This window comes from Shinella sp. NM-101 (assembly GCF_021401195.1).
In the GTDB taxonomy this organism is placed as follows: Bacteria; Pseudomonadota; Alphaproteobacteria; order Rhizobiales; family Rhizobiaceae; genus Shinella.
The window spans coordinates 1-22,390 of the sequence record NZ_JACBFT010000008.1 but is presented as its reverse complement, the minus strand read 5'-3'; the positions used below and the strand labels follow the sequence as shown (position 1 = coordinate 22,390).

At 65.5% G+C, this 22,390-nt stretch carries 19 protein-coding genes and 1 pseudogene; 17 read left to right on the top strand and 3 right to left on the bottom strand.

Translation table 11 applies throughout. The annotated features are described in order from the left end of the window. Positions 1-11 precede the first annotated feature (11 nt). Entirely contained in the window at positions 12-1,025 is a 1,014-nt protein-coding gene (locus L0976_RS15985) for an efflux RND transporter periplasmic adaptor subunit (protein ID WP_234188274.1), read from the top strand. Beyond that, on the top strand, positions 1,022-4,231 hold the full coding sequence (locus L0976_RS15980) for an efflux RND transporter permease subunit (RefSeq protein ID WP_234188273.1): 3,210 nt from the start codon (positions 1,022-1,024) through the stop codon (positions 4,229-4,231). The genes L0976_RS15985 and L0976_RS15980 overlap by 4 nt, the downstream gene beginning before the upstream one ends. Before the next feature lie 45 nt (positions 4,232-4,276). Here L0976_RS15980 and L0976_RS15975 read toward each other — a convergent pair whose 3' ends face one another. Further along, positions 4,277-5,158, bottom strand: coding sequence for an AraC family transcriptional regulator (locus L0976_RS15975; RefSeq protein ID WP_234188272.1), 882 nt, complete (start codon positions 5,156-5,158; stop codon positions 4,277-4,279). 337 nt (positions 5,159-5,495) lie between these two features. Here L0976_RS15975 and L0976_RS15970 point away from each other — a divergent pair, with 337 nt between their 5' ends. The 3 genes from L0976_RS15970 to L0976_RS15960 all read left to right on the top strand — a co-directional run bounded on the left by L0976_RS15970 (position 5,496) and on the right by L0976_RS15960 (position 6,852). Further along, on the top strand, positions 5,496-5,729 hold the full coding sequence (locus tag L0976_RS15970) for a hypothetical protein (RefSeq protein ID WP_234188271.1): 234 nt from the start codon (positions 5,496-5,498) through the stop codon (positions 5,727-5,729). 26 nt (positions 5,730-5,755) lie between these two features. Next, positions 5,756-5,980, top strand: a complete 225-nt coding sequence (locus L0976_RS15965; RefSeq protein WP_203316318.1) for a hypothetical protein — start codon at positions 5,756-5,758, stop codon at positions 5,978-5,980. A gap of 137 nt (positions 5,981-6,117) precedes the next feature. Beyond that, entirely contained in the window at positions 6,118-6,852 is a 735-nt protein-coding gene (locus L0976_RS15960; RefSeq protein ID WP_203316317.1) for a LuxR C-terminal-related transcriptional regulator, read from the top strand. 96 nt (positions 6,853-6,948) lie between these two features. On the opposite strand, the gene L0976_RS15955 is transcribed toward L0976_RS15960, so the two are convergent. Beyond that, complete coding sequence (locus L0976_RS15955; RefSeq protein WP_234188270.1) at positions 6,949-7,185, bottom strand: hypothetical protein; 237 nt, start codon at positions 7,183-7,185, stop codon at positions 6,949-6,951. Between the two features lie 107 nt (positions 7,186-7,292). Between L0976_RS15955 and L0976_RS15950 the strand changes: the two genes are divergently transcribed. From L0976_RS15950 to L0976_RS15905, 10 genes are all read left to right on the top strand, one after another. Continuing rightward, entirely contained in the window at positions 7,293-7,811 is a 519-nt protein-coding gene (locus tag L0976_RS15950) for a molybdopterin-dependent oxidoreductase (RefSeq protein WP_234188269.1), read from the top strand. Then, positions 7,808-10,018, top strand: coding sequence for an ATP-binding protein (locus tag L0976_RS15945; protein ID WP_234188268.1), 2,211 nt, complete (start codon positions 7,808-7,810; stop codon positions 10,016-10,018). Before L0976_RS15950 ends, L0976_RS15945 begins: the two co-directional genes overlap by 4 nt. A gap of 10 nt (positions 10,019-10,028) precedes the next feature. After that, entirely contained in the window at positions 10,029-11,141 is a 1,113-nt protein-coding gene (locus tag L0976_RS15940) for an HD domain-containing phosphohydrolase (protein ID WP_233290620.1), read from the top strand. Between the two features lie 305 nt (positions 11,142-11,446). After that, positions 11,447-13,321, top strand: coding sequence for a methyl-accepting chemotaxis protein (locus L0976_RS15935; protein WP_234188267.1), 1,875 nt, complete (start codon positions 11,447-11,449; stop codon positions 13,319-13,321). Between the two features lie 495 nt (positions 13,322-13,816). Continuing rightward, positions 13,817-14,578 carry an amino acid ABC transporter ATP-binding protein gene (locus tag L0976_RS15930; protein WP_234188447.1) on the top strand — a complete coding sequence of 254 codons (762 nt, stop codon included), beginning with the start codon at positions 13,817-13,819 and terminating at the stop codon, positions 14,576-14,578. Further along, positions 14,575-15,219, top strand: a complete 645-nt coding sequence (locus L0976_RS15925) for an amino acid ABC transporter permease (RefSeq protein ID WP_234188266.1) — start codon at positions 14,575-14,577, stop codon at positions 15,217-15,219. The genes L0976_RS15930 and L0976_RS15925 overlap by 4 nt, the downstream gene beginning before the upstream one ends. Beyond that, positions 15,219-15,881, top strand: a complete 663-nt coding sequence (locus L0976_RS15920; protein WP_203316311.1) for an amino acid ABC transporter permease — start codon at positions 15,219-15,221, stop codon at positions 15,879-15,881. The genes L0976_RS15925 and L0976_RS15920 overlap by 1 nt, the downstream gene beginning before the upstream one ends. Positions 15,882-15,904: 23 nt before the next feature. Beyond that, positions 15,905-16,744, top strand: a complete 840-nt coding sequence (locus L0976_RS15915) for an ABC transporter substrate-binding protein (protein ID WP_233290619.1) — start codon at positions 15,905-15,907, stop codon at positions 16,742-16,744. Between the two features lie 62 nt (positions 16,745-16,806). Beyond that, the gene (locus L0976_RS15910; RefSeq protein ID WP_234188265.1) at positions 16,807-17,541 is read left to right on the top strand and encodes an aspartate/glutamate racemase family protein; all 735 of its coding nucleotides are present in this window, start codon (positions 16,807-16,809) and stop codon (positions 17,539-17,541) included. 35 nt (positions 17,542-17,576) lie between these two features. Then, the gene (locus L0976_RS15905) at positions 17,577-18,716 is read left to right on the top strand and encodes an aldo/keto reductase (protein ID WP_234188264.1); all 1,140 of its coding nucleotides are present in this window, start codon (positions 17,577-17,579) and stop codon (positions 18,714-18,716) included. 54 nt (positions 18,717-18,770) lie between these two features. Here L0976_RS15905 and L0976_RS15900 read toward each other — a convergent pair whose 3' ends face one another. After that, a complete protein-coding gene (locus tag L0976_RS15900) occupies positions 18,771-19,706 on the bottom strand; it encodes a LysR substrate-binding domain-containing protein (RefSeq protein ID WP_203316308.1) in 936 nt (311 codons plus the stop codon). A gap of 94 nt (positions 19,707-19,800) precedes the next feature. Here L0976_RS15900 and L0976_RS15895 point away from each other — a divergent pair, with 94 nt between their 5' ends. Continuing rightward, positions 19,801-22,242, top strand: a complete 2,442-nt coding sequence (locus L0976_RS15895) for an FAD-dependent oxidoreductase (RefSeq protein ID WP_234188263.1) — start codon at positions 19,801-19,803, stop codon at positions 22,240-22,242. A 30-nt stretch (positions 22,243-22,272) separates the two neighbouring features. Continuing rightward, positions 22,273-22,390, top strand: a pseudogene (locus L0976_RS15890) (electron transfer flavoprotein subunit beta/FixA family protein); the annotation flags it as partial.

Sequence of the window (22,390 nt, the reverse complement as noted above, 5' to 3'; positions counted from 1 at the left end):
TACAGTCCTTCATGCATCGATACCTTCCGCGTCTCCCGGCGGCGCTCCTCGCTCTCGTCCTGGCCGTGCCGGGTTCTGGTGCCAGTGCCGCCGAATTCTTCGTCAAGGCGACGACCGTCCCGGACATGAAGGCCGTGTTCGGCCAGGTCGAGAGCCGCATCGTGGTGCCGGCGCGCGTGCGGATCGGCGGCACGGTGCGCGCGCTGCGCGTCAGCCAGGGCGACGAGGTGAAGGAGGGCGACACCATCGCCGTCATCGTCGACGACAAGCTGGCGCTCCAGCTCGACGCCGCGCAGGCGCGGATCGATGCACTCGGCTCCCAGCTCGACAATGCCCGTCTCCAGCTCGACAGGTCGCAGCAGCTGAGGGCAAGCGGTTCCGGCACGCAGGCCAATCTCGACCAGGCGAAGATGCAGCTCGAAGTCGCGGTCAACCAGGTCGCGGCGGCACGGGCCGAACGGACCGTCATCGAGCAGAGCACCCGCGAGGGCACGGTCGTCGCACCCGCCTCGGGCCGCGTGCTGACCGTGCCGGTGACACCCGGCTCGGTGGTGCTGCCGGGCGAGGAGATCGCCCGCATCGCACCAGGTCCCTATTACCTGCGCCTGTCGCTGCCCGAGCGCCACGCCGCCGAGATCGTGGAGGGCGCCGATGTCGTGGTCGGCGCGCGCGGCCTGACGCAGGCGGCGGACCGATCCGCCCCGGCGCATCGCGGCCGCATCGTCAAGGTCTATCCCGAGATCGTCGACGGGCGCGTCATTGCCGATGTGGAGGTCGCCGGCATCGGCGATTATTTCGTCAACGAACGCACGCTCGTGTCGATCCCGGTCGGCAGGCGCTCGGTGCTTGCCGTGCCGCCGGAGGCGGTGCGCACGCTGCACGGCATAGATTATGTGCGCCTTGCCGACGCATCGGGGGAGGCCGACGTCGCCGTCATTCCCGGCGAGCGCTTCGAGGACGGCGGCGAGCCGCGCATCGAGATCCTCACCGGCCTTCACGACGGCGACCGGATCGTGCTGCCATGAAGCCGTCCATTCCCGATCTTGGCATCGCCGGCCGCCTGACGCGCGCCTTCATCGCCTCCGCGCTGACGCCGCTCTTCCTTCTCGCAGCATTCGCACTCGGCCTCATCGCGCTCGTCTCGCTGCCGCGCGAGGAAGAGCCGCAGATTTCCGTGCCGATGGTCGACATCCGCGTCGAGGCCAACGGTCTCAGGGCGGAGGATGCGGTCAAGCTCGTCACCGAACCGCTGGAGACGATCGTCAAGGGGATCGACGGCGTCGAGCACGTCTATTCCCAGACCGAGGACGACGGGGCGCTGGTGACGGCGCGCTTCAAGGTCGGCACGAATGCCGACGCCGCCATCCTCAGGGTGCATGAGAAGATCCGCGCCAACATGGACCGTATCCCGGTCGGCATTCCCGAACCGCTGATCGTCGGGCGCGGCATCGACGACGTGGCGATCGTCGTCGTCACGCTCCGGCCGACGCCTGACAGCGCCGAGCGCTGGACGGCGAACGGCCTGACGCGGCTTGCGCGCGAATTGCAGGTGGAGGTCGCCAAGCTTCCGGACATCGGCCTGACCTATCTCGTCGGCGAGCAGCCTGAGCAGTTCGAGGTCGAGCCCGATCCGGAACGGCTCTCGCTCTACGGCATCACGCTCCAGCAGCTTGCGGCAAAGATCGAGGGTGCGAACCGCTCCTTCCGCGTCGGCACGGTGCGCCAGGCCGGCGAGCAGCGCGCGGTGGTCGCCGGCCGGACGCTGCAGGAACTCTCCGAGATCGGCAACATCCTCCTCACCGCGCGCGACGGGCGGCCCGTCTATGTGCGCGATGTCGCCAGGACCGTGCTGGCGACATCGCCGGCCGAAAGCCGCGTCACCGACATCCGCCGTACGGCGGACGGGTTGCAGCGGGCGCCGGCGGTTTCCCTGGCGGTGGCAAAGCGCCCGGGCACCAATGCCGTCGTCATCGCCGACGACATCGTCAAGCGCCTGGAGCAGATCCGCGGCCAGATCTTCCCTAAGGACGTCGAGATGACGGTCACGCGGGACTACGGCGAGACCGCGAACGAGAAGGCCAACGAGCTTCTGTTCCATCTCGGCCTCGCCACGGTCTCCATCGTCGCGCTGGTGGCCTTCGCCATCGGCTGGCGCGAGGCCATGGTGGTGGCGGTCGTCATCCCCATCACCATCCTGCTCACGCTGTTTGCGTCCTGGATCATGGGCTACACGCTGAACCGCGTCAGCCTGTTCGCGCTGATCTTCTCGATCGGCATCCTTGTCGACGACGCCATCGTCGTCATCGAGAACATCGCCCGGCACTGGGCCATGCATGACGGCCGACCGCGCGTCGCGGCCGCCGTCGACGCGGTCGCCGAGGTCGGCAATCCCACCATCGTCGCGACGCTGACGGTGGTGGCCGCGCTCCTGCCCATGCTGTTCGTGTCCGGCATGATGGGCCCTTACATGAGCCCGATCCCGGCCAACGCTTCGGCCGCCATGCTGTTCTCGTTCTTCGTCGCCGTCATGCTGACGCCCTGGCTGATGATGAAGCTCGGGCGCAAGGACGGCGCGGGCGGCCATGCCGGCGAGGCGGCCGACGGCGGGCGCCTCGGGCGCCTTTACAGCGCCGTTGCCCGTCCGGTCCTGAAAAGCCGGGCGCGGGCCTGGTCCTTCCTCTTGATCGTCGGGATCGCCACGCTCGCCTCGCTCACGCTGCTCTATACCAAGCACGTCACGGTGAAGCTCCTGCCCTTCGACAACAAGGCCAACCTGCAGGTCGTGCTCGACCTGCCCAGGAGCGCCTCGGTCGAGGACACGGACCGGGCTTTGCAGCAGATGGTGGAGCGGCTGCGCGACGTGCCGGAGATCGTCTCCTTCCAGACCTATGCCGGCACCGCCGCCCCCTTCGACTTCAACGGTCTGGTGCGGCACTACTACCTGCGCGCCGAGCCGCAGCAGGGCGACATCGTCGTCAACCTGCTCGCCAAGGGCGAGCGCGCGCGCGCAAGCCATGCCATCGCGCTCGATATCCGCAAGCGCCTCGAAAGCCTGGAACTGCCGCACGGCACCGTGACGAAGGTCGTCGAGCCGCCGCCGGGGCCGCCGGTGCTGGGCACGCTTCTCGCCGAGATCTACGGGCCGGACGCCGAAACGCGCCGTGCCGTCGCCGGCAAGGTGCGGGAGGCCTTCCAGAGCGTGCCGTTCATCGTCGATGTCGACGACAGCTATCACAACCAGCCGCAGCGCATGCGCATCGCCATCGACCAGGACAATCTCGAATACTACCGGGTGGAACAGTCCGACGTGCACGACACGCTGCGCTACCTCTATGGCGGTGCGACCGTCGGCTATTCGCATCGCGGCGGCGGGCGCCAGCCGATCCCGATCCGCATCGCCCTGCCTAAGGGCGGCAAAGTGCTCGACGAACGCGCGCTCACCACGCCGGTTCCGGCCAACGGGCTGCCGGGCGGGCGCGGCGTGGTGGAGCTCGGCGACGTGGTCTCCGTCCTCCAGCAGCCGGCGTCCTACCCGATCTTCCGCCATAACGGCCGCTCGGCAGAAATGGTCATGGCCGAGCTTGCCGGCGCCTACGAGGCGCCGATCTACGGCATGCTCGCCGTGAACGACGCCATCGACAAGGCCGACTGGGGCGACCTTCCGAAGCCGGAAATCGCGCTGCACGGCCAGCCGGACGACGAGAGCCGCCCGACGCTGCTATGGGACGGTGAATGGGAGGTGACCTGGGTCACGTTCCGCGACATGGGCGGGGCCTTCATGGTGGCGATCCTCGGCATCTACATCCTCGTGGTCGCCCAGTTCGGTTCGTTCCGGCTGCCGCTGGTCATCCTCACGCCGATTCCGCTCACCTTCATCGGCATCATGCTCGGGCACTGGCTGTTCGCCGCGCCCTTCACGGCGACCTCGATGATCGGCTTCATCGCGCTTGCCGGCATCATCGTGCGCAACTCGATCCTGCTGGTCGATTTCATCCGCCATTCCGGCGGGCCGGAGAGGCCGCTGGTCGAGGTGCTGCTCGAAGCCGGCGCGATCCGCTTCAAGCCGATCCTGCTCACCGCTCTCGCCGCGATGATCGGCGCGGCGGTCATCCTGGCCGACCCGATCTTCCAGGGCCTTGCCATATCGCTGCTCTTCGGCCTTGCCTCCTCGACCCTGCTGACCGTGCTGGTCATTCCGGCGATCTACGTGGCGCTGCGTGGCGGGCGGTGAGGCGGTGAAATCCCGGGCGACGGTTGTGGCGTCCTGATCGGCGCACTACGCGCCGCGCCTGAAATCGCTCGGGGTCATGCCGTGCAGTTCACGGAACGTGCGGCTGAAATTGGCGACGCTGTTGAACCCGGTTCCCGATGCGATGTCGGCGATCGACATGTGGGGCTGCGCCAGCAGTTGGCGCGCCTTGTCGATCCTGCGTCCCGTCACGAAGCGGTGGGGCGGCATTCCGAACGTTGCCTTGAAGCTGCGGCTGAAATGATAGCGGCTGAGGCCGGCGATGGATGCGAGGGCGTCCAGCCCGAAATCGGTGCCCAGATTGTCCTCGATGAAATCCTGCACCACACGCTGCTGGGCCGCGGTGAGCGTGCCGGGCCGCGGCTGTCGTTTTTCCAGTGCGCTCTGGAAGCGGAACATTTCGAGCGCGGCGACAAGCCCGAGCGTCTCGGCATAGAGCGTCGAGGCCGAATCCGCGCCGGACATCGCGCCCTCGAGCTTTTTCATCGTCGCAAGCAAATCCGGCTCGTTGAAGTAGATGTGCGGGCGCGGCGCCGCCGCCGCGCCTTCGACCTGCAGTTCCTGTTCGAGGACGGCCGGATCGAAGTAAACCACGGTGAACGTGTTCTGGCGCGGTACGGGCCTGGCCCATCCGCGCAGCCCGCACGCCGCCGGAACGAAGGTCATCCTGTTTCGCAGGTCGCCGCCGGGGGTGGGGGCAAGGTCATCCACGCGCATTTCGCCATCCGCCAGAATGAGGTCGTGCAGCGCGAGATAGTGCGTCGACCCGTTCCAGGCGAATTCGTATTCGGCCGGCAGGCGCAGGCGCGAGAATTCGACCTGCACGCCACGCCACTGCGAGGAGCGGCTGGTGACGGGCGCGGCCTCGGGTTGGCGAAATTCGAGCTCGAGCGAATCGGCGTGCGGCATGGTCCATCTGGCGGTTGTTTCCGAAAGCCCAGTCTAGGCGTCTTCGCTTGCCCGAAGCTCGTCCTGCCGTCGCAGGGCTCGTTTTGCCGTACGCCGGCTGCGCAAAATCTGCACGTAGACGGCAAGAAATTGAAACCGAAAGTGGTTTTTTCAGAGTTCGTAAACTTTTCCATGCCATAAATAACGGTACCGAATGAGGGATCGATCTCATAGCCGACATGATGCCGGGTTCGGCCTACCCGATCCGCTTTCCACACGAGGCGACCCAAAGCCGGAGCCGACGTGCGCCATGCACTTCGGCATCCGGCGATGCGTGCCTTCTCTCAGGACCTTCCCGATGACAAACGTCATCCATCTCTCCAAGCGCGCTGGAAAACAGGCTTCCTTTCCCTTGCAGGCCGCCGCCGCGCTGCCGGCGCTGGATCGGCTTCTGGAAACGCGTGCTCTGCTCGTGCAAGGCATGCAAGGCCTCTGCGACATGCAGATTTTGCCCGGGGGACTGATCGTGACATCGGCCGCATCGGAACAGCGCGATTGGCGCGCGATGGAAACGAACCGGAAGCGAGCGTGACTTCGATGGCGGGTTGTTGTCTTGAAATGGACGATCTGGCGTCCGTCCGCAGAGCCGTCGACGGTCTTGTCGATGACCTACTTGCCCTGGAATGCGAGGTCGTTGCCGTCGGGAAAGGCTATTGCATCACCGCGCCCGATGGCCTGGAGGTGACGGTGAAAGCCTTGCTCGACGCCTTCGGCCCCCGCGACCATCTGCTCGCCATGTTCAACGAGACCCTGAGGCATCGCGGTCTCGTCATCGAGATCTGAGGCGGCGCATCGCCGCATTGCCCCTTACCTATCGACAAAGCAACTATCTCTCCTGCCTTTTCTGGATAAGTGTGTTAACGTTTACGTAACATTCCCATTCCAGTTTTGACTGACGTCAAAAAAGATAGAGAGCTTGCATGTCGATCAGCGCGCTTTCCATGGTCGCGCCCAATGCCCTGGACGATTTCTGCGACCTGCAGTCTGTGCCCGTGCACCGTCATTTCGGGCGCAACGAGATCGTCGACCGGTTCCGCCGTTCCGTCCCGTTCGATTACATCATCATCAGCGGCCTGGATGTCGATGGCTACCGCTTCGGGAAGGGGCATTCGATCGACACGGATCTGCCGCCCGCTTTCATGGAAAGCTACGCCGCAGATGCCCTCTCGCAATCCGACCCCTTCGTGATCGCGGCGAAGACCTCCTTCACGAGGACCGAGGAGAAGGATGTCTATGCGGTTTCGCCGCCGCCTGCGCGCCTCGTCTATCTCGCCGACCTGTTCGGCGTCCACAACCGGACGCTCTTTCCCATCAAGCGCAGCGGCGTCGTCTATGGCGCGGTTTGCTTCACCCGCAACGATCCCTTCGATGCCGATGAACTTGCCTTCCTGGAGGTCATTGCCGAGCCGATCCACACGGTCGTGACGCGGCCGCTGATGGAACGTTTCGCGGCCCAGGAGCTGCGGCTTTCCAAGGGAGAGATCGCCTGCCTCGCCCATGCCAGCGTCGGCCTGACGAGCGAGGAAATCGCATCCGTCACGGAATACCAGGTCGATACGGTGAACACCTACATCAAGGCGGCCGTGAAGAAGCTCGGTGCGACCAATCGTTCGCAAGCCGTGGCCGAAGCGATCCGCAGGCGCCTGATCGATTGATCATGCCCCGATCGGGCGGCCGCTTCGACGACCGCAGGCGGTGCCGGACATCGCATTCACATCCGCGCGTTCTCGTATCGGCCCGCGCTTACCGATCTATTTCAGCAAAATCGCATATTGCTTCGAATTGAGCCATCGGTTTTCAGTCTTCATCAACGTCTCAATCCTATTTTTGGGATTATCCGGGCCAGACAGGCTCCTGCCGGCATGAAGCCGGCCCAGAAGACGGCCGCTGCCCGCTATCGGGCCTTCGCCGCATTTGGTGGGTTGTGCATCGTTAACCATCGAACCGGCCTTCATCGAGCCGCGCATTCTGGGAAGCCCGAGCGCCATTCAGCCTGCCGTCATGGCGGCTCGCAGGGCGTCAGGACTTGCAGAAGCGCTTTTCGAAGAGGCGCATGCCGCGCACAGCGAACCGACTTCTTCCCGAGAGGACACCCATGGCCTTCCTACGACACGCGTTTCTCGCATCGGCCCTTGCCGTATCCCTCCTGACATCGGCGGGTGGCGCCGCGGCGCTCGACAAGCCCACCGGCGACGTCATCCTGACGATCACGGCGGAGCGCATCGACCATCCCAATGTCGATGGAACCGCCCAGTTCGACCTTGCCATGCTGGAGGCGCTGGCCGGCCGATCGGGCGAAATGGAGACCCCCTGGACCGAAGGGCGGGTCAAGTTTTCCGGTCCGCTCCTTCGGGCGGTCATCGAGGCCGCCGGTGCGCACGGCACGACGATGAAGGTCAGGGCGATCAACGACTATGCGGCCGACGTCCCGATGGACGACGCGGTCCTGCTCGACACGATCCTTGCGACGCGCATGAACGGCGAAACGATGTCCATTCGCGAGAAGGGCCCCCTGTTCCTCATCTATCCCTTCGACAAGGATCCCGGCCTCTATAACGAGAAGTATTTCTCCCGCTCGGTCTGGCAGATCAAGGCCATCGAGGTCGCCCGGTGAAAACCAAGGTCCGGCATAGCGGCGACGTGATCCGCAAGGCAAGCAAGACCACGGCTGTGCTCCAGTTGTTTTCGGTCGGCCTGCTGCTGGGTCTCGTCTTCCTGCTTGCGGACATATCCAATCGATACACGACCCTCCAGGGCGGGATTCGCGAAAATGCACTCTGGTCGGTCTACCAGCTCGACCGGGAAGCGCGGCGCCTGCATGAGGCGCTTCATCTCTCCGTGATGGAGAACGATTTCCCGCAGGCGACGCTCAGGAACCTCGCGACCCGCTACGACATCCTCTATTCGCGAATCGCGATCCTCGAGAAGACGAACTTCGAAAGCCAGTTTGCGCTGGACAAGGCCGTGGATGAGAAGGTCGCCGGGATCAGGCGGGCGGTTTTCGGTATCGTCGACACCTTTGATGCGATCGAGGCCAGGAAGCCGGTTTCCCAAACGGCATTCGCCGGGATCGACCGGATCCTCGAGCAGACGGTCGAGAAGACGGACGATCTGCTGCTTTACACCAACAACGCGGTCAGCATCGCCCGGACCGAGAACCGTGCGGAAGTGCTCGACATGCAGGTCAAGACCGCCGGCCTGATCGTTCTTCTGGTATGCTGCGTCCTTTTCCTCATCGTCACGCTGCGCCGGCAATTACGGTCGGTGAAGCGCGCCGCTCTCGACCTCGAAGAGCTCAGCAACAAGCTCGTCGAATCCTATCAGGCCGCGGAGGCGGGCAACCGGGCAAAGTCGCAGTTCATGGCCACCATGGGCCATGAGATCCGCACGCCGCTCAATGCCATTCTCGGCACGGCGGAACTGCTCGAACTGACACCCCTGCCGGCGGAGGTCGAGCCGGGCGTACAGACCATCCGCCGCTCGGGGGCGGCTCTCCTCGAAACCATCAACGAGATTCTCGACTTCGCCAAGATCGAGTATAACAGGATCGACATCGATCTTCGGCCCGTCGACCTCAAATCCCTCGCCGAAGCGACGGTGGAGATGATCCGCGACAGGGCGCTCGAACGCGGCAATCGCGTGGAGCTCGTCCTGCCCGGGACCTTCCTCGCCCCCACGGTGGAGGCCGATCCGACACGGCTGCGGCAGGTGATGCTCAACCTGCTGAGCAATGCGGTGAAGTTCACCAGGGACGGGACCGTGACGCTGCGGATCGCGGAACAGTCGAGCGGCGGCAGGCTCGTTCTGCAGGGAGAGGTCTCGGACACCGGCATCGGCATCGATCCGTCCAGCATGGACAAGCTCTTCCGTCCGTTCTCCCAGGTCGATGCGTCGATCGGCAGGGAATATGGCGGAACCGGCCTCGGCCTGACCATCTGCAAGCAGATCGTCGAGGCCATGGGCGGGCAGATCGGCGTGCAGAGCAAGCTGGGCGAGGGGAGCACCTTCTGGTTCGAGGTGCCGGTCGCCCCGGCTTCCCGCGCTATGGACGAGGAGGCTTCCGGCGAAAAGGTTGAGGAAGCCCTGCCGGTGCTCCGGATTCTCCTGGTCGAGGACAACCTTGTCAACCAGCAGGTCGCGGCCGGCTTCCTGCGCCATCTCGGGCAGCACGTCACCATTGCGAACGACGGCCTGGAGGGCGTGCAGATCGCCGAAGCGGAAGAGTTCGACCTGGTTCTCATGGACATGCAGATGCCGCGACTGGACGGCATCGAGGCCGCGCGGCGGATGCGTGCCATTCCCGGCAAGCCGGCGGACCTGCCGATCGTCGCACTGACCGCCAACGCTTCCGACGACGACAGGCGGCTGTGCGCGGAGGCGGGCATGACCGACTTCCAGAGCAAGCCGGTGACGATGCAGCAGCTCCGCAAGATCATCGGCCGCTGCCGCAAGCTTGCGACCACCGCGGATCGCCCCCTGCCGCTCGTCCCGGGCGCCGCGCCCACGGTCGATGCCGACGCCTTCATGCTGCGCCGCGCCGAAATGGTGGAGGCGCTGGGCGAGGAGACTTTCGCCGAGCTCCTGGAGAGCTTCTTCGACGACGCCACGACTGTTCTTTCCCATCTCCACGATGCGCTGGCCGGCGGCGATGCAACGAAGATCGACCGCCTGCTCCACACGCTCAAGGGAGCCGCGGCGAGCGTGGGCCTGACGGAAATCGCCACGGTGTCACAGGAATTCAGGAAGGCCGACCTGACGAACGGCCGCCTCGATCAACTCACAAAGCTCGTAAGAGACAATCATCGGCAGTATGCCGCTTGAACAGGGACGCATGATGCGCATTCTTCTCGTAGACGACAACAAGACAAATCTCATCTTCCTCGGAAAGCTGGTGGAAAAGCTCACCGGTTGCGAGCCGGTTCTGTTCGAGAATCCCGTCGATGTCCTGACGACGATGCCGGCACTCGACTTCGATATAGCGGTGATCGACTTCCAGATGCCCGCCTATAACGGCGTCGAGCTGCTTGCCGAAGTGCGGCGCTTCGAGAAATACCGCAACAAGCCCGTCGTCTTCGTCACGGCCGACGGGGACGGAGCGGTGCGGATGGCGGCCCTGAACGCCGGTGCGATCGACTTTCTCACCAAGCCGGTGTCTCCCCTCGAATTCCAGGCGCGGATGCGCAATCTCGTCGCTCTCGTCGATGCGCAGAACAAGCTCGCCGACAAGGCGGAGTGGCTGCGCGTCGAGGTTCAGAAGGCCGTGCGCGAGCTTCGCTCGCGAGAAGAGGAGATCATCGACCGGCTGACGATCGCGGCCAGTTACAAGGATGCGGAAACGGCCAAGCACATCAAGCGCGTCGGTCTCTATTCGGAGGCGATCGCCCGGTCGTACGGTCTTGGCGAAGAGCTTTGCAACGACATTCGTCTCGCCTCGCCCATGCATGACATCGGCAAGGTCGCGATCCCCGATGCGGTCCTGCTGAAGAAGGGCAGGCTGTCCGAGCAGGAGTTCGCCACGATGCAGGAGCACACCATTGCCGGGTGCAACATCCTGCGTGAATCGAATTCCAGCCTGCTGCAACTCGCCGCCGAGATCGCCAGAAGCCATCACGAGCGATGGGACGGGCAGGGCTATCCCTTCCGCCTGTCCGGTGAAGCCATCCCTCTTTCCGGCCGCATCGTCGCCCTCGCGGATAATTTCGACGCGCTGACGACCGCCCGTCCCTACAAGCCCGCCTGGAGCGTCGAGCAGACGGTGGCGCATATAAGGGAGCGGGCGGGCAGCCAGTTCGACCCCGCCTGCGTGGAGGCCTTCGAGCGGGCGCTCCCCGCCATCCTGAAGGCGATGCTCGACAACATCGACGAGCCGGCGCGTGTTTCGGAGACGGTTTCGCCGCCTTCGGCAGAGGCCGTTTCCCGTTCCTGGCTTGCCGAGGCAATCTGACATCGGAGAGACCCGGCCGTCGGCGCCACGGTGCCGGAGACCGGCGCGAAGGCGGTTGCATCGGTGGCGTCCGGCGAGCCGGCTTGGCGGAATTTTCCCGCCTTTCCAATCATTTGCTTGCGCCGCCGCGCGCGCGGTTTACCTGATGTAAACGAGTGCATCCTATTTTTGAGGTCGGAGCGAGGAAGAACCCAGTTTTCCTCCTCCGCAGCGAACCCGTGCAGTTTGCGCGCGGCATGATGCCGATGGTTCGCGCCGGTTGAACCGGATGCTCTCCTCCTTCAGCGTCTTCCATTGGAGCGATCATGTCCCGTCTTGGAATCGCCACCAGGCTTTATCTCCTGGTTGGTCTTTCGTTGTTCGTCGTTTGCGCAGCCATGTTCCTGAGCCTTCAAACCAGCAGCGAACAATTGACGGAGGAGCGCAAGACACTTCTTCAGACGGTCGACGACGCGGCGCTGTCCATCGTGGCGCGCCAGCACGCTCTCGAACAGAGCGGCACGGTCACCCGCGCCGAGGCCCAGCGCGCCGCCCTGGCCGAGCTGAAAGCGATCCGCTACGGGGATAACGGCTATATCTGGGTGAACGACCTCGACCGGGTCATGCTCATGCATCCGATCAAGCCCGAGCTTGACGGGCAGAATCTCTCCGGCATGAAAGACCCGGACGGGCTTGCGATCTTCGTGGAATTCGTGAAGGTCGCCCGCGCGGAGAAAAGCGGCTTCGTCGCGTATCAATGGCCCAAGCCCGGCGTTGCCGAACCTGTCGCGAAGCTCTCCCATGTGGTGCTGTTCGAGCCGTGGGGATGGGTGATCGGAAACGGCGTCTATGTCGACGATCTCGAGAGCAAGTTTTGGCAGCATGCGCGGCTGGGGCTGGGCGTCGCCATCGTCGGCGCCGGCCTGATGCTCGCGGCGGCCTTGTCGATCGTGCTTTCGGTCACCAAGCCGGTCTCGCGCCTGAGGGCAGCGATGGGGCGGATCGCCGAGGAAGATTTCGCCGCCGACGTTCCGGACACGCTGCGCCGCGACGAGGTGGGTGCCATGGCGCGCACGCTGGTGTCCCTGCGCGACTCGGTGAACGAGCGCGTCCAGATGCGCCTTGCCGACATCGAGGAGCAGCGGCGTCTTCTCGATGAGGAAAAGGCCCATGCCGAACGCCTGCGCGCCGCGCATGCCGACAATCTGGATGTCGTCGTCCGGGAACTCGGCGCCGGTCTGGCGCGCCTTGCGGATTGCAATATCCGCATGACGATCGACGAGCCGTTCCCGGGTGATTTCGAGCAACTGCGCCGGGATTTCAACGAATCGATCGCGACCTTCCAGGCGACACTGGTCGAGGTGCTCCAGCAGACGCATGCGCTGCAGGAGAACGGACAGGAGATGCGCCAGGCCGCCGACAATCTCGCGAAGCGAACCGAACAGCAGGCAGCGGCCCTCGAAGAGACCTCCGCGGCGCTGGTCGAGGTGGCGGCCACCGTGAATGCTTCGGCCGAGCGCACACAGGAGACGCGCGATCTCGTTCGGGAAGCCAAGGCGTCCGCGCTCCGGTCGGGAGACGTGGTGCGCGATGCGGTCGATGCCATGCACCGCATCGAGACGGCCTCGACGGAGATCAACCAGATCATCGGCGTGATCGACGAGATCGCGTTCCAGACCAATCTCCTTGCGCTGAATGCCGGCGTCGAGGCGGCGAGGGCGGGCGATGCCGGCAAGGGTTTTGCCGTCGTTGCGCAGGAGGTTCGCGAGCTCGCCCAGCGTTCGGCCAAGGCGGCGAAGGAGATCAAGGGGCTGATCGCCAACTCGGCATCCGAGGTCTCGGCCGGTGTGCAACTGGTCGGCGATACGGGCAAGGCGCTCGACCGGATCGGCGCCTTCGTCGCCGAAATCGACGAGAACATGGACGCCATCGCGACGGCGGCCACGGAACAGTCCGCCGGCCTCCAGCAGATCAGCGCCGCCGTCAACAGCATCGACGAGATGACGCAGCAAAATGCTGCGATGGTCGAGGAGACGACGGCCATCAGCCATACGCTGGCCGAAGAGGCGAGCCTGCTTGCATCGCTGGTCGGCCGCTTCAAGCTCAATCGCCGTGGCGCGATCCGCGAACCGGGCTCGCCCGCCGCCAAGGGCGCCTGGCGGCGCGAGGAAGACGGAACGCACCATTCCAGGGCCGCCTGATCGGAAGTTTGGTACAGCGCACGAATGCCCCCACTTGCCGCGCCCGAACATGAACTGTCCGCGGCGCGGCATCTTTGTGATTGAAGGCAGCTTCACTCGAAGGTCGGCCCCCGTTGCACATCCACACGCGCTGGCCCGCCCAGGGCAGGTGAGACCGACCGGGTTTTCCTTGCGACCCATCTTCCGCCGGCCGGCATTCCGGCTCACTTCCGGTGAGTGCGGCATAACTTCAAGTTTTGCACGGCGGCAATTTTTTCGCCCTGCCCAGCGCGTGGCAGAGTGTTAACATTCCTTGAAATAACAGTGGGAACGAGGCCGGAACGGGGAAGCACCCGCGGCCAGCTTACAGAAAGCGGTTCAGCAGACGACGGGCCCGCATGCGTGGCGCGTGGGCCGCGGTCGCATGGGGGTCATGATGATATGGACGTCGCCTGCCTTTCTGTCCGGGGCGCTGACCGGCCGCACCGCGGCCCGAGCGGGGCGCAACCCGCGATGATGCCGGCACCCGACAACGTGCTCATCCGCCTCAAGTCCCTCAGCAAGCACTACGGAAGCCACACTGTCCTTGACGGCATCGACCTTAATGTGCGCTCGGGCGAGGTGCTGGCGATCATCGGGCCGAGCGGCTCGGGCAAGAGCACGCTGCTGCGCTGCATCAACTATCTCGAGCCGCCGGATGGCGGCACCATCTCCATCGGCTCCATGACGATCGACGCCGCGCGGCCGGTGGCGCGGGCGGAGCTCTCGGGCCTGCGCCGGCGCGTCGGCATGGTGTTCCAGTCCTTCAACCTCTTCCCGCACATGTCGGTGCTGCGCAATGTCAGCCTGGCGCAGGAGCGGGTGCTCGGCCGCGGCCGCGCGGAGGCCGACGAGCGCTCCATGCAGCTCCTGAAGCGGGTCGGTCTTGCGGACAAGGCGGGGCAGTTCCCCGTGCGGTGCTCCGGCGGCCAGCAGCAGCGCATCGCCATCGCCCGCGCGCTGGCGCTCGACCCGGAGATCATGCTCTTTGACGAGCCGACCTCCGCGCTCGATCCGGAGCTGGGTCTCGAAGTGCTCGCGGTCATGCGCGAGCTTGCCGAAAGCGGCATGACGATGATCGTCGTCACCCACGAGATGGGCTTTGCCGAGAACGTCTCCGACACGGTCATGATCATGGCGGACGGCCATATCGTCGAGAAAGGCCCGTCCAAGGACGTGATGCGCAATCCGCAAGAGGAGCGCACGAAGCGCTTCCTTCGCGCGGTGCACGATCGATGAGCCCGGCCGATCTCCTGCCGCTCCTCAGGGGTCTTGTCTGGACGGTGGCGCTGACCGCCGGCGCGTTCCTCATCGGCGCCGCGCTCGGCGTGCCGTTGCTGGCCGCCCGCCAGAGCCGGCTATGGCCGCTGCGCGTCCTTGCCATGACTGTCATCCAGATCGTGCGCGCCATCCCGCCGATCCTCTGGCTCTTCATCATCTTCTTCGGCCTCGGCATGGGCTTCATGCCGATCAACCCCTTCAACGCCGCGCTGATGGGGCTCGGGCTGATCGCGGCCGCCAACATGGCGGAGATCTATCGCGGCGCGCTCGCCTCCATCCATTTCGGCCAGTGGGAAGCGTCCGCCGCGCTCGATCTCGGCCGCTGGTCGACCGTCAGGGACATCGTCGCGCCGCAGGCCTTCCGCGTCGCGCTGCCGTCCGCCGCAAGCTACCTGATCGGCCTCATGAAGGAGACGGCGGTCGCCTCGACCATCGGCGTGGCGGAACTTGCCTACCAGGGCAACCAGCTCTCGCAGCTCACCTATCGCGGGCTCGAGGTCTTCGCGCTCGTCGGGCTGTTCTACGTGCTCCTGAGCCTGCCGATCGCCTGGCTCTCGCGCGTTGCCGACGGCTATCTCCGGGCAAAGGTGGCGCGCTGATGTTTCCGACCCAGGACGAAATCGCCGCCTGGCTGCCGGACCTTCTGGGCGGCCTTTCCATCAGCCTTCAGGTGACGGCGCTGAGCCTCGCGATCGGTATTCCCTTCGGCCTGCTGCTGGCGCTTGGCGTCCTGGCGAAAAGCCGTGCATTGAAGGGCCTCAGCCTCTTCCTGGTCGAGATCGGCCGCGGCGCGCCGGCGCTGGTGCTGCTGCAGTTCATCTATTTCGGCCTGCCGACGACGGGGCTCATGCTCGGCTCCTTCTCGGCCGCGGTGATCGCGCTCGCCTGGAACACCGGCGCCTATACCAGCGAGATCATCCGCGCGAGCCTGCAATCCGTCGCCCACGGCCAGCGCGAGGCGGCCGAGGCGCTCGGCCTCAACCGGTTCGACGAACTGCGCTACGTGCTCCTGCCGCAGGGCCTCAGGGTGGCGCTGCCGGCGCTGCTCGGCTTCTCGATCCTGATCTTCCAGGGCACCTCGCTCTGCTTCACCATCGCGCTGCCGGAACTGGTGAGCCGGGCCTACGAGATCGGCTCGACCACCTTCCGCTACTTCCCCGCCCTGCTTGCCGCGGGCGTGCTCTACGCCGTCATTTCCATTCCCGCCGCCCTTCTCGTCAATCACGTCGAAAAGCGCGCCGGCCTCTACGCCCAACGTTGAAACCAACCTGAAAGGATACCTGCATGCCGAGAATGACGACCACCACGCAGTTCCTTCTTGCCGGCATTGCCGGCCTGGCGCTGTCGGCCCAGATCGCGTCCGCCCAGGAGTGCACGCCCAAGCACCAGTTCGCCACCATCGAGGCGGGCACGCTGACGGTCGCTGTCACCACCTACGTTCCCCATTCCTTTGTCGACGACAGCGGCAACATGAAGGGCATCGACGGCGACATCGCCGCCGAATTCGCCAAGCGCGAATGCCTGAAGGTCAAGGCGATCGCGGTCGATCCGGCCGCCGCCATCCAGTATGTCCTGTCCGGCCAGGCCGACATTACAACCGGCGACTGGTATCGCACGGCCGAGCGCGCGAAGGTCATGAGCCTTTCCGCCCCGCTCTACACCGACCAGATGGGCATCTATTCCAAGGAAGGCTTCAAGAACGTTTCCGACCTCGAAGGCAAGCAGGTCGGCACGGTGCAGGGCTATCTCTGGGTCGCCGACCTCAAGGCCATGCTGGGCGGCTCGCTGAAGCTCTACCCGAACTCCGTCAACATGCAGCAGGACCTTTCCTCCGGCCGCATCGACGTGGCGGTCGACGGCTACTCGACCGGTGTCGTCGCCGCCCAGAAGGGCGCGCTCGGCGAGGTCAAGGTCAATGTCGCCGCGCCCGACGAACGCGTGAAGGCGACCAAGGAAGCCGCACAGGCGGCCTTCCCCTATTCGGTCAACGCCAAGGAACTCGGCGTCGCGCTCGACGCGGCGATTGCCGAGATGCATGCGGACGGCACGATCGTGACCATCCTCAAGTCCTACGGCCTCGATGGCACCGCCGCCGATACCGGCGCGCCGCGTCTCGTCGAATAGCGGTGAAGCGGGGGAGCCCGGCTCCCCCGTCCTTCCTGAAATGATTATCGGAGACACCAACGATGACGGTCTACACGGTCACGCGCCGGACGCAGTCGTGGTACGGCGAGCAGATCGGCATCCTGATCCTCGATGCGGCCTATCCATGCGTGCCGGGAAATGTCGGCAACGCCACCACATATGACTATCCCGTGCGGTTCCAGGAAGTGCGGGGCGCCTCGATCGACCGCCTGCTGAACCAGCGCGATCCCGCCCTGAAGGAGGCCTTCATCGAGGCGGCGGTCGAACTGCAGGACCGCGGCGTCAAGGCGATCACCGGCGCCTGCGGCTTCATGGCCTATTTCCAGCAGGAGGTCGCGGCGGAAGTCGAGATCCCCGTCTTCCTTTCCAGCCTGATGCAGATCCCCTTCATGCATGCGCTGTGCGGCGGGCGGGTGGGCGTCATCACCGCCAATGCAGCGCGGCTGACCCCGCGCCACTTCGCCGCCTGCAACGTGGCGGATCATGTGCCGCTCGCCATCGCCGGCATGGAAGGGCAGACGGAGTTCCGCCAAGCCATCCTCGAAGAGCGCGGCACGCTGGATTCCGCCGCGATCGAGCGGGAGGTGACGGAGGTGGCGCGGCGCCTCGTGGAAGACAATCCCGACGTGCGGTCGATCCTGCTCGAATGCAGCGACCTGCCGCCCTATGCCCACGCGGTGCAGGCGGCAACCGGCCGGCCGGTCTTCGACTTCATCACCATGATCAACTACGTGCAGCAGAGCACGGCCCGCCGCCCCTATGCGGGCAGCATGTAGCCGCAGGATCTGCCTACAGGACAGCAGGACCGACGATGTCGCTCGACCACTATTTCCTCCTCGGCCGTTCCGGATTGCGCGTGAGCCGCCTTGCGCTCGGCACCATGACATTCGGCAATGCCGGCATCCGCGGCATCGGCGGCTCCTGGGGCAGCGACGAGGCGGCCGCCCGCGCCATCTTCCACCGCTACGTCGAGGCCGGCGGCAACTTCATCGACACGGCGGATTCCTATGCCGGCGGCATGAGCGAGAGCCTTGTCGGCAGCTTCGTCGCCGAGGCCGGGCTTCGCGACCATGTCGTCATCGCCACGAAGTTCTCGAACAATCGTTCGCCCGGCAATCCGAATGCCGGCGGCAACGGGCGCAAGAACATCATGCGTGCCGTCGACGCCTCGCTCAAGCGGCTGAAGACGGACTATATCGACCTCTATCTCCTGCACACCTGGGACCGCATGACCCCCGTCGAGGAAGTGATGCGCACGCTCGACGACCTCGTGCGGGCGGGCAAGATCCGCCATGCCGGCCTTTCCGACGTGCCGGGCTGGTATGCGGCGCGGGCGCAGACCTGGGCGGAGGCCCATGCCCTTTCGCCGCCGATCAGCCTGCAGCTTCCCTATTCGCTCGTCGAGCGCAGCATCGAGCACGAATTCGTGCCGCTCGCCGAAACGCTCGGTCTCGGCATCACCGCCTGGAGCCCGCTCGCCATGGGGCTCTTGTCCGGCAAGTACCGCTCCGGCGCGAAGGAGGGCCGCCTTGCGCTCGACGCTTCCGGCGGCGGCCTCGGCCTTTTCACGGACCGCAATGCCCGCATCGTCGCCGCTCTCGAAGCCGTGGCAAACGCGGTCGGCCGCAGCATGGCGCAGGTCGCGCTCAACTGGGTGGTCAACCGTCCGGGTGTCGCCGCCGCGATTGTCGGCGCAAGCCGCATCGAGCAGCTCGACGACAACCTGGCGGGGCTCGATTTCGACCTGCCTGACGACGCGCGCGCGGCGCTCGATGCGGCAAGCGCCGTCGATGCGCCCTATCCCTACTCTCTCTTTGCGGACGACTATCAGGCCGGCATCCTGAACACCGGGAGCGCGGTGGGCGAAAAGCCGCGGACTTATCGCTCCGTCACCTTCCTGCCGAAGGTGACGGACTATGTCTTCGGCCAGTCGAAAGACCGCAAGGACTGAAGCCGCGCAAGCGAGGGTCGTTACGGGGCCGGCGCGCATTCCTTTCGCGAGAGGTCAGTCCCGGCCGGCATGCGGCGCGACGGTGTCGGCATCCTGCTCGATCAGCCAGTCGCGGAAGAGTTCGGCGCCCCGCTTCGGCGGGCGCTGCGCCGGCATGACGATGTGGATCGCCTGTCCCGAGCGGTAGGATTCCTCCAGCGGAAGCACCAGCCGCCCGGCCTGGATGTGGTCCTGGACGAGATGCTTCCAGCCGAGTGCTATGCCCTGGCCAAGCACCGCCGCTTCGATCGAGCCGAGCGCGTCGGTGAAGACGAAGTCCTGCTTCAGCCGTGCCACGGGCACCGCATGGCGCTCCAGCCATTCGCGCCAGCCGAGCCGGGTGCGGTGCCGCTCCTCGAAATTCAGCAGCGTGTGCCGGAGGAGATCGGCCGGCGCGTGGATCGGCCCATGTTCCTTCAGGTAATCGGGGCTGCACACCGGCAGCACTTCCTCCGTCACGAAGTGCCAGGAATGGATGCCCGGCCACTTGCCGTTGCCGAGGCGGGCGGACAGATCGATATCCTCCTCCACCAGATCCTGGTCGTCGCGGCTGCTTTCCTCGATGCGCAGCGACACGTCGGGATGCTTGGCCTTGAAGTCCTTCAGCCGCGGCAGCAGCCAGAGCTGCACGAAGGAGGCGGAGAAGGAGACCCGCACCACATCGTTGGAATGCTTCTTCTGCAGCGAGGAAATGACCATGTGCAGATGGTCGAAGGCTTCCTGCGTTTCCTTGTAGAGCCGCTGGCCGTCCGCCGTCAGCTCCAGCCGCGTGTGCTCGCGGCGGAAGAGCTTCAGCCCCGTCGCTTCCTCCAGCAGGCGGATCGTCTTGCTGACGGCCGGCTGGCTCACGTTCAGCTCCTGCGCCGCGGCCGTGAAGCTGCGGCGTCGGGCGGCCGCCTCGAAGCAGAAGAGGTAGTTGGCGGAGGGAATGAGGGAGCGAAGCCTGTGCATAATTTCAAGTTATGCCCCTCGGCATTTTTTAGCAAGATTACAGGCCCCGGAGGCGTTTGTAGGTTGGTGAAAACCAATTCGAGGGAACCACTCCATGCAAACTCATGCTCGCGCCGTCGTCATTGGCGGCGGTTGTGTCGGCGCCGCCATTCTCTACGGTCTCACCAGGCGCGGGTGGACCGATGTCGCGCTTCTGGAGCGCACGCAGCTTACCGCCGGCTCGACCTGGCACGCCGCCGGCCTCATTCCCTCCTATGCCCGCAGCATCAATATCGGCCGCATGATCGCCAAGACGATCGAGATCTACGAGGGTCTCGAGGCGGAGACCGGCCAGCATGTCGGCTGGCACAAATGCGGGCAGCTGCGCATCGCCAACACGCGCGACCGCCTCGACGAATACAAGAGCTACATGAGCGTTGCCGCCGTGCAGGGCATCCGCGCGGAACTGGTGACGCCGGAGGAAGCGCGCGCGCTCTGGCCGCTCCTCGAGAACAACACGGACATGCTGGCCGCGCTCTATCACCCCGACGACGGCCATATCGCGCCGGCTGACGTGACGCAGGCCATGGCCAAGGGCGCGCGCGACCGCGGCGCCAAGATCCACCTCAACACCGAGGTGAAGGGCTTCGAGCGCCTTGCCGGCGGCGAATGGAAGATCATCACCAACAATGGCGAGATCGTCTGCGAGCACGTCATCTCGGCGACCGGCAACTATGCCCGCCAGACCGGCGCGATGCTCGGCCTCGAAATCCCCGCCATCCCGATCCTGCACCAGTACTGGATCACCGATGCCGTTCCCGAGGTCATGGAGCGCAAGCGCCAGGGTCTGCCGGAAATGCCGATCCTGCGCGACGAGGGCTTCGAAGGGTATTTGCGCGAGGAAGGCGACGGGCTGATGTTCGGCCCCTACGAGAAGACCGAGCACCTCAAGCTCTTCGCCGAGAACGGCGTGCCGGAATGGTTCGGCGCCGATCTGATGGAGGAGGATTTCGACGCGGTGGCCTGGAACTGGGAGCGTGCGATGGAGCTCGTGCCGGCGCTCGGCCGCGTCGGCATCAAGGCGAATGTCCGCGGTCCCTTCCAGATGACCGCCGACGAACTGCCGCTGGTCGGACCCGCCTGGGGGCTGGAGAACGTCTGGATCGCCGAGGGCGTGCCCGGCGGCATCCTGTGGGGCGGCGCCATCGGCTACTATCTTTCCGAGCGCATCGTCGAGGGCGCCAACAGCCTCGATACGTCCGAGCTCGATCCGCGCCGCTTCGGCAACTACGCCAACAAGGAATGGACGCGCCAGAAGGTGCGCGAGAGCTGGGGCACCCATGCAGAGCTGCACTATCCCGGCCAGGACATGCCGGCCGCCCGCCCGCAGAAGACCGCCCCCTCCTACGACATCCTCACGCGGCGCGGTGCCGTCTGGGGCGTGCTGAACGGCTGGGAAATGCCGAACTGGTTCGCGCCCGATGGCGTCGAGCCCAGGGACCAGTATAGCTGGCGCTGGACGCAGAAGGGGCACTACGTCGCCGACGAGGTGAGGGCGGTGCGCACCGCCGTCGGCCTCGTCGAGATGACGCCGATGACGAAATTCGAGGTGTCCGGCTCCGGTGCCGAAGCCTGGCTCGACGGCATCCTCGCCAACCGCCTGCCGAAGATCGGCCGCGTCAATCTCAGCCATCACCTGACGAAGAACGGCGGCGTGCAGGCGGAATACGTCGTCTCGCGCCTTGAGGACGGCACCTTCTACCTGATCTCGACGCCGCGCGCCGAGCGCTGGAATTTCGACGACCTGTCGAAGCTGCTGCCGAAAGATGGCAGCGTGGAGTTGCGCAACGTCACCGACGAGCGCGGCTGCTTCACCGTGGTCGGGCCGAAGGCGCGCGAGGTGCTGCAGGGCCTCACGGAGATCGACCTTTCCAACGAGGCCTTCCCGTGGTTCGGCGTCAAGTCCGGCACGGTCGGCCTTGCGAGCGACGTGCGGCTGCTGCGCGTCAACTACGAGGGCGAGCTCGGCTGGGAGCTCTACCATCCGCTGCCCTACCAGCGGCACCTGCTGGAGGCGCTGCTGGCGGCCGGCGAGCCCCATGGCCTGCGCCTCGTCGGCCTGCATGCGCTGGAATCGCTTCGCCTCGAAAAATCCTACCGCGCCATGTACCGCGACATGAACCCGGAGCTGACGGCCTGGGAAAGCAGCCTCGACCGCTTCATCCGCCTCGACAAGGGCGACTTCATCGGCAGGGCGGCGCTGCTGCGCCAGCAGCAGGACGGCGTGAAGCGCCGGTCGGTGACGATCGCCATCGATACGGACGGCGCGAGTTCGCTGATTCACGAGGGCGTCTATCACGGGGGCAGGCTTGCCGGCCGTATCACCTCCGGCGGCTATGCCTATACGCTCGGCCACGACGTCGCCTTCGCGCTGCTGCCGATCGAGCTCGGCGTTCCCGGGACGGAGCTGGAAGTGCCGATCCTCGGTGAAACGCGCAAGGCACGGGTGATCGCGGAGTCGCCCTACGACCCGCAAGCCCTGCGCGGCCGGATGTGACAACTGACGAGACAAGGAGAAATGCAGCCCATGAAGATCCTGGTCCCTGTAAAGCGGGTTGTTGATTACAACGTGAAGATCCGCGTGAAGTCCGACGGTTCGGGCGTCGAGCTTGCCAACGTGAAGATGTCGATGAACCCGTTCGACG

Coding starts and splice junctions, on each gene's coding strand:
- L0976_RS15915 (WP_233290619.1), top strand. CDS start 15,905: ATGCCGAGAATGACGACCACCACGCAGTTCCTTCTTGCCGGCATTGCC.
- L0976_RS15965 (WP_203316318.1), top strand. CDS start 5,756: ATGGACGATCTGGCGTCCGTCCGCAGAGCCGTCGACGGTCTTGTCGAT.
- L0976_RS15980 (WP_234188273.1), top strand. CDS start 1,022: ATGAAGCCGTCCATTCCCGATCTTGGCATCGCCGGCCGCCTGACGCGC.
- L0976_RS15955 (WP_234188270.1), bottom strand. CDS start 7,185: ATGGCGCTCGGGCTTCCCAGAATGCGCGGCTCGATGAAGGCCGGTTCG.
- L0976_RS15930 (WP_234188447.1), top strand. CDS start 13,817: ATGCCGGCACCCGACAACGTGCTCATCCGCCTCAAGTCCCTCAGCAAG.
- L0976_RS15970 (WP_234188271.1), top strand. CDS start 5,496: ATGACAAACGTCATCCATCTCTCCAAGCGCGCTGGAAAACAGGCTTCC.
- L0976_RS15905 (WP_234188264.1), top strand. CDS start 17,577: ATGTCGCTCGACCACTATTTCCTCCTCGGCCGTTCCGGATTGCGCGTG.
- L0976_RS15925 (WP_234188266.1), top strand. CDS start 14,575: ATGAGCCCGGCCGATCTCCTGCCGCTCCTCAGGGGTCTTGTCTGGACG.
- L0976_RS15900 (WP_203316308.1), bottom strand. CDS start 19,706: ATGCACAGGCTTCGCTCCCTCATTCCCTCCGCCAACTACCTCTTCTGC.
- L0976_RS15950 (WP_234188269.1), top strand. CDS start 7,293: ATGGCCTTCCTACGACACGCGTTTCTCGCATCGGCCCTTGCCGTATCC.
- L0976_RS15960 (WP_203316317.1), top strand. CDS start 6,118: ATGTCGATCAGCGCGCTTTCCATGGTCGCGCCCAATGCCCTGGACGAT.
- L0976_RS15895 (WP_234188263.1), top strand. CDS start 19,801: ATGCAAACTCATGCTCGCGCCGTCGTCATTGGCGGCGGTTGTGTCGGC.
- L0976_RS15935 (WP_234188267.1), top strand. CDS start 11,447: ATGTCCCGTCTTGGAATCGCCACCAGGCTTTATCTCCTGGTTGGTCTT.
- L0976_RS15920 (WP_203316311.1), top strand. CDS start 15,219: ATGTTTCCGACCCAGGACGAAATCGCCGCCTGGCTGCCGGACCTTCTG.
- L0976_RS15940 (WP_233290620.1), top strand. CDS start 10,029: ATGATGCGCATTCTTCTCGTAGACGACAACAAGACAAATCTCATCTTC.
- L0976_RS15985 (WP_234188274.1), top strand. CDS start 12: ATGCATCGATACCTTCCGCGTCTCCCGGCGGCGCTCCTCGCTCTCGTC.
- L0976_RS15975 (WP_234188272.1), bottom strand. CDS start 5,158: ATGCCGCACGCCGATTCGCTCGAGCTCGAATTTCGCCAACCCGAGGCC.
- L0976_RS15910 (WP_234188265.1), top strand. CDS start 16,807: ATGACGGTCTACACGGTCACGCGCCGGACGCAGTCGTGGTACGGCGAG.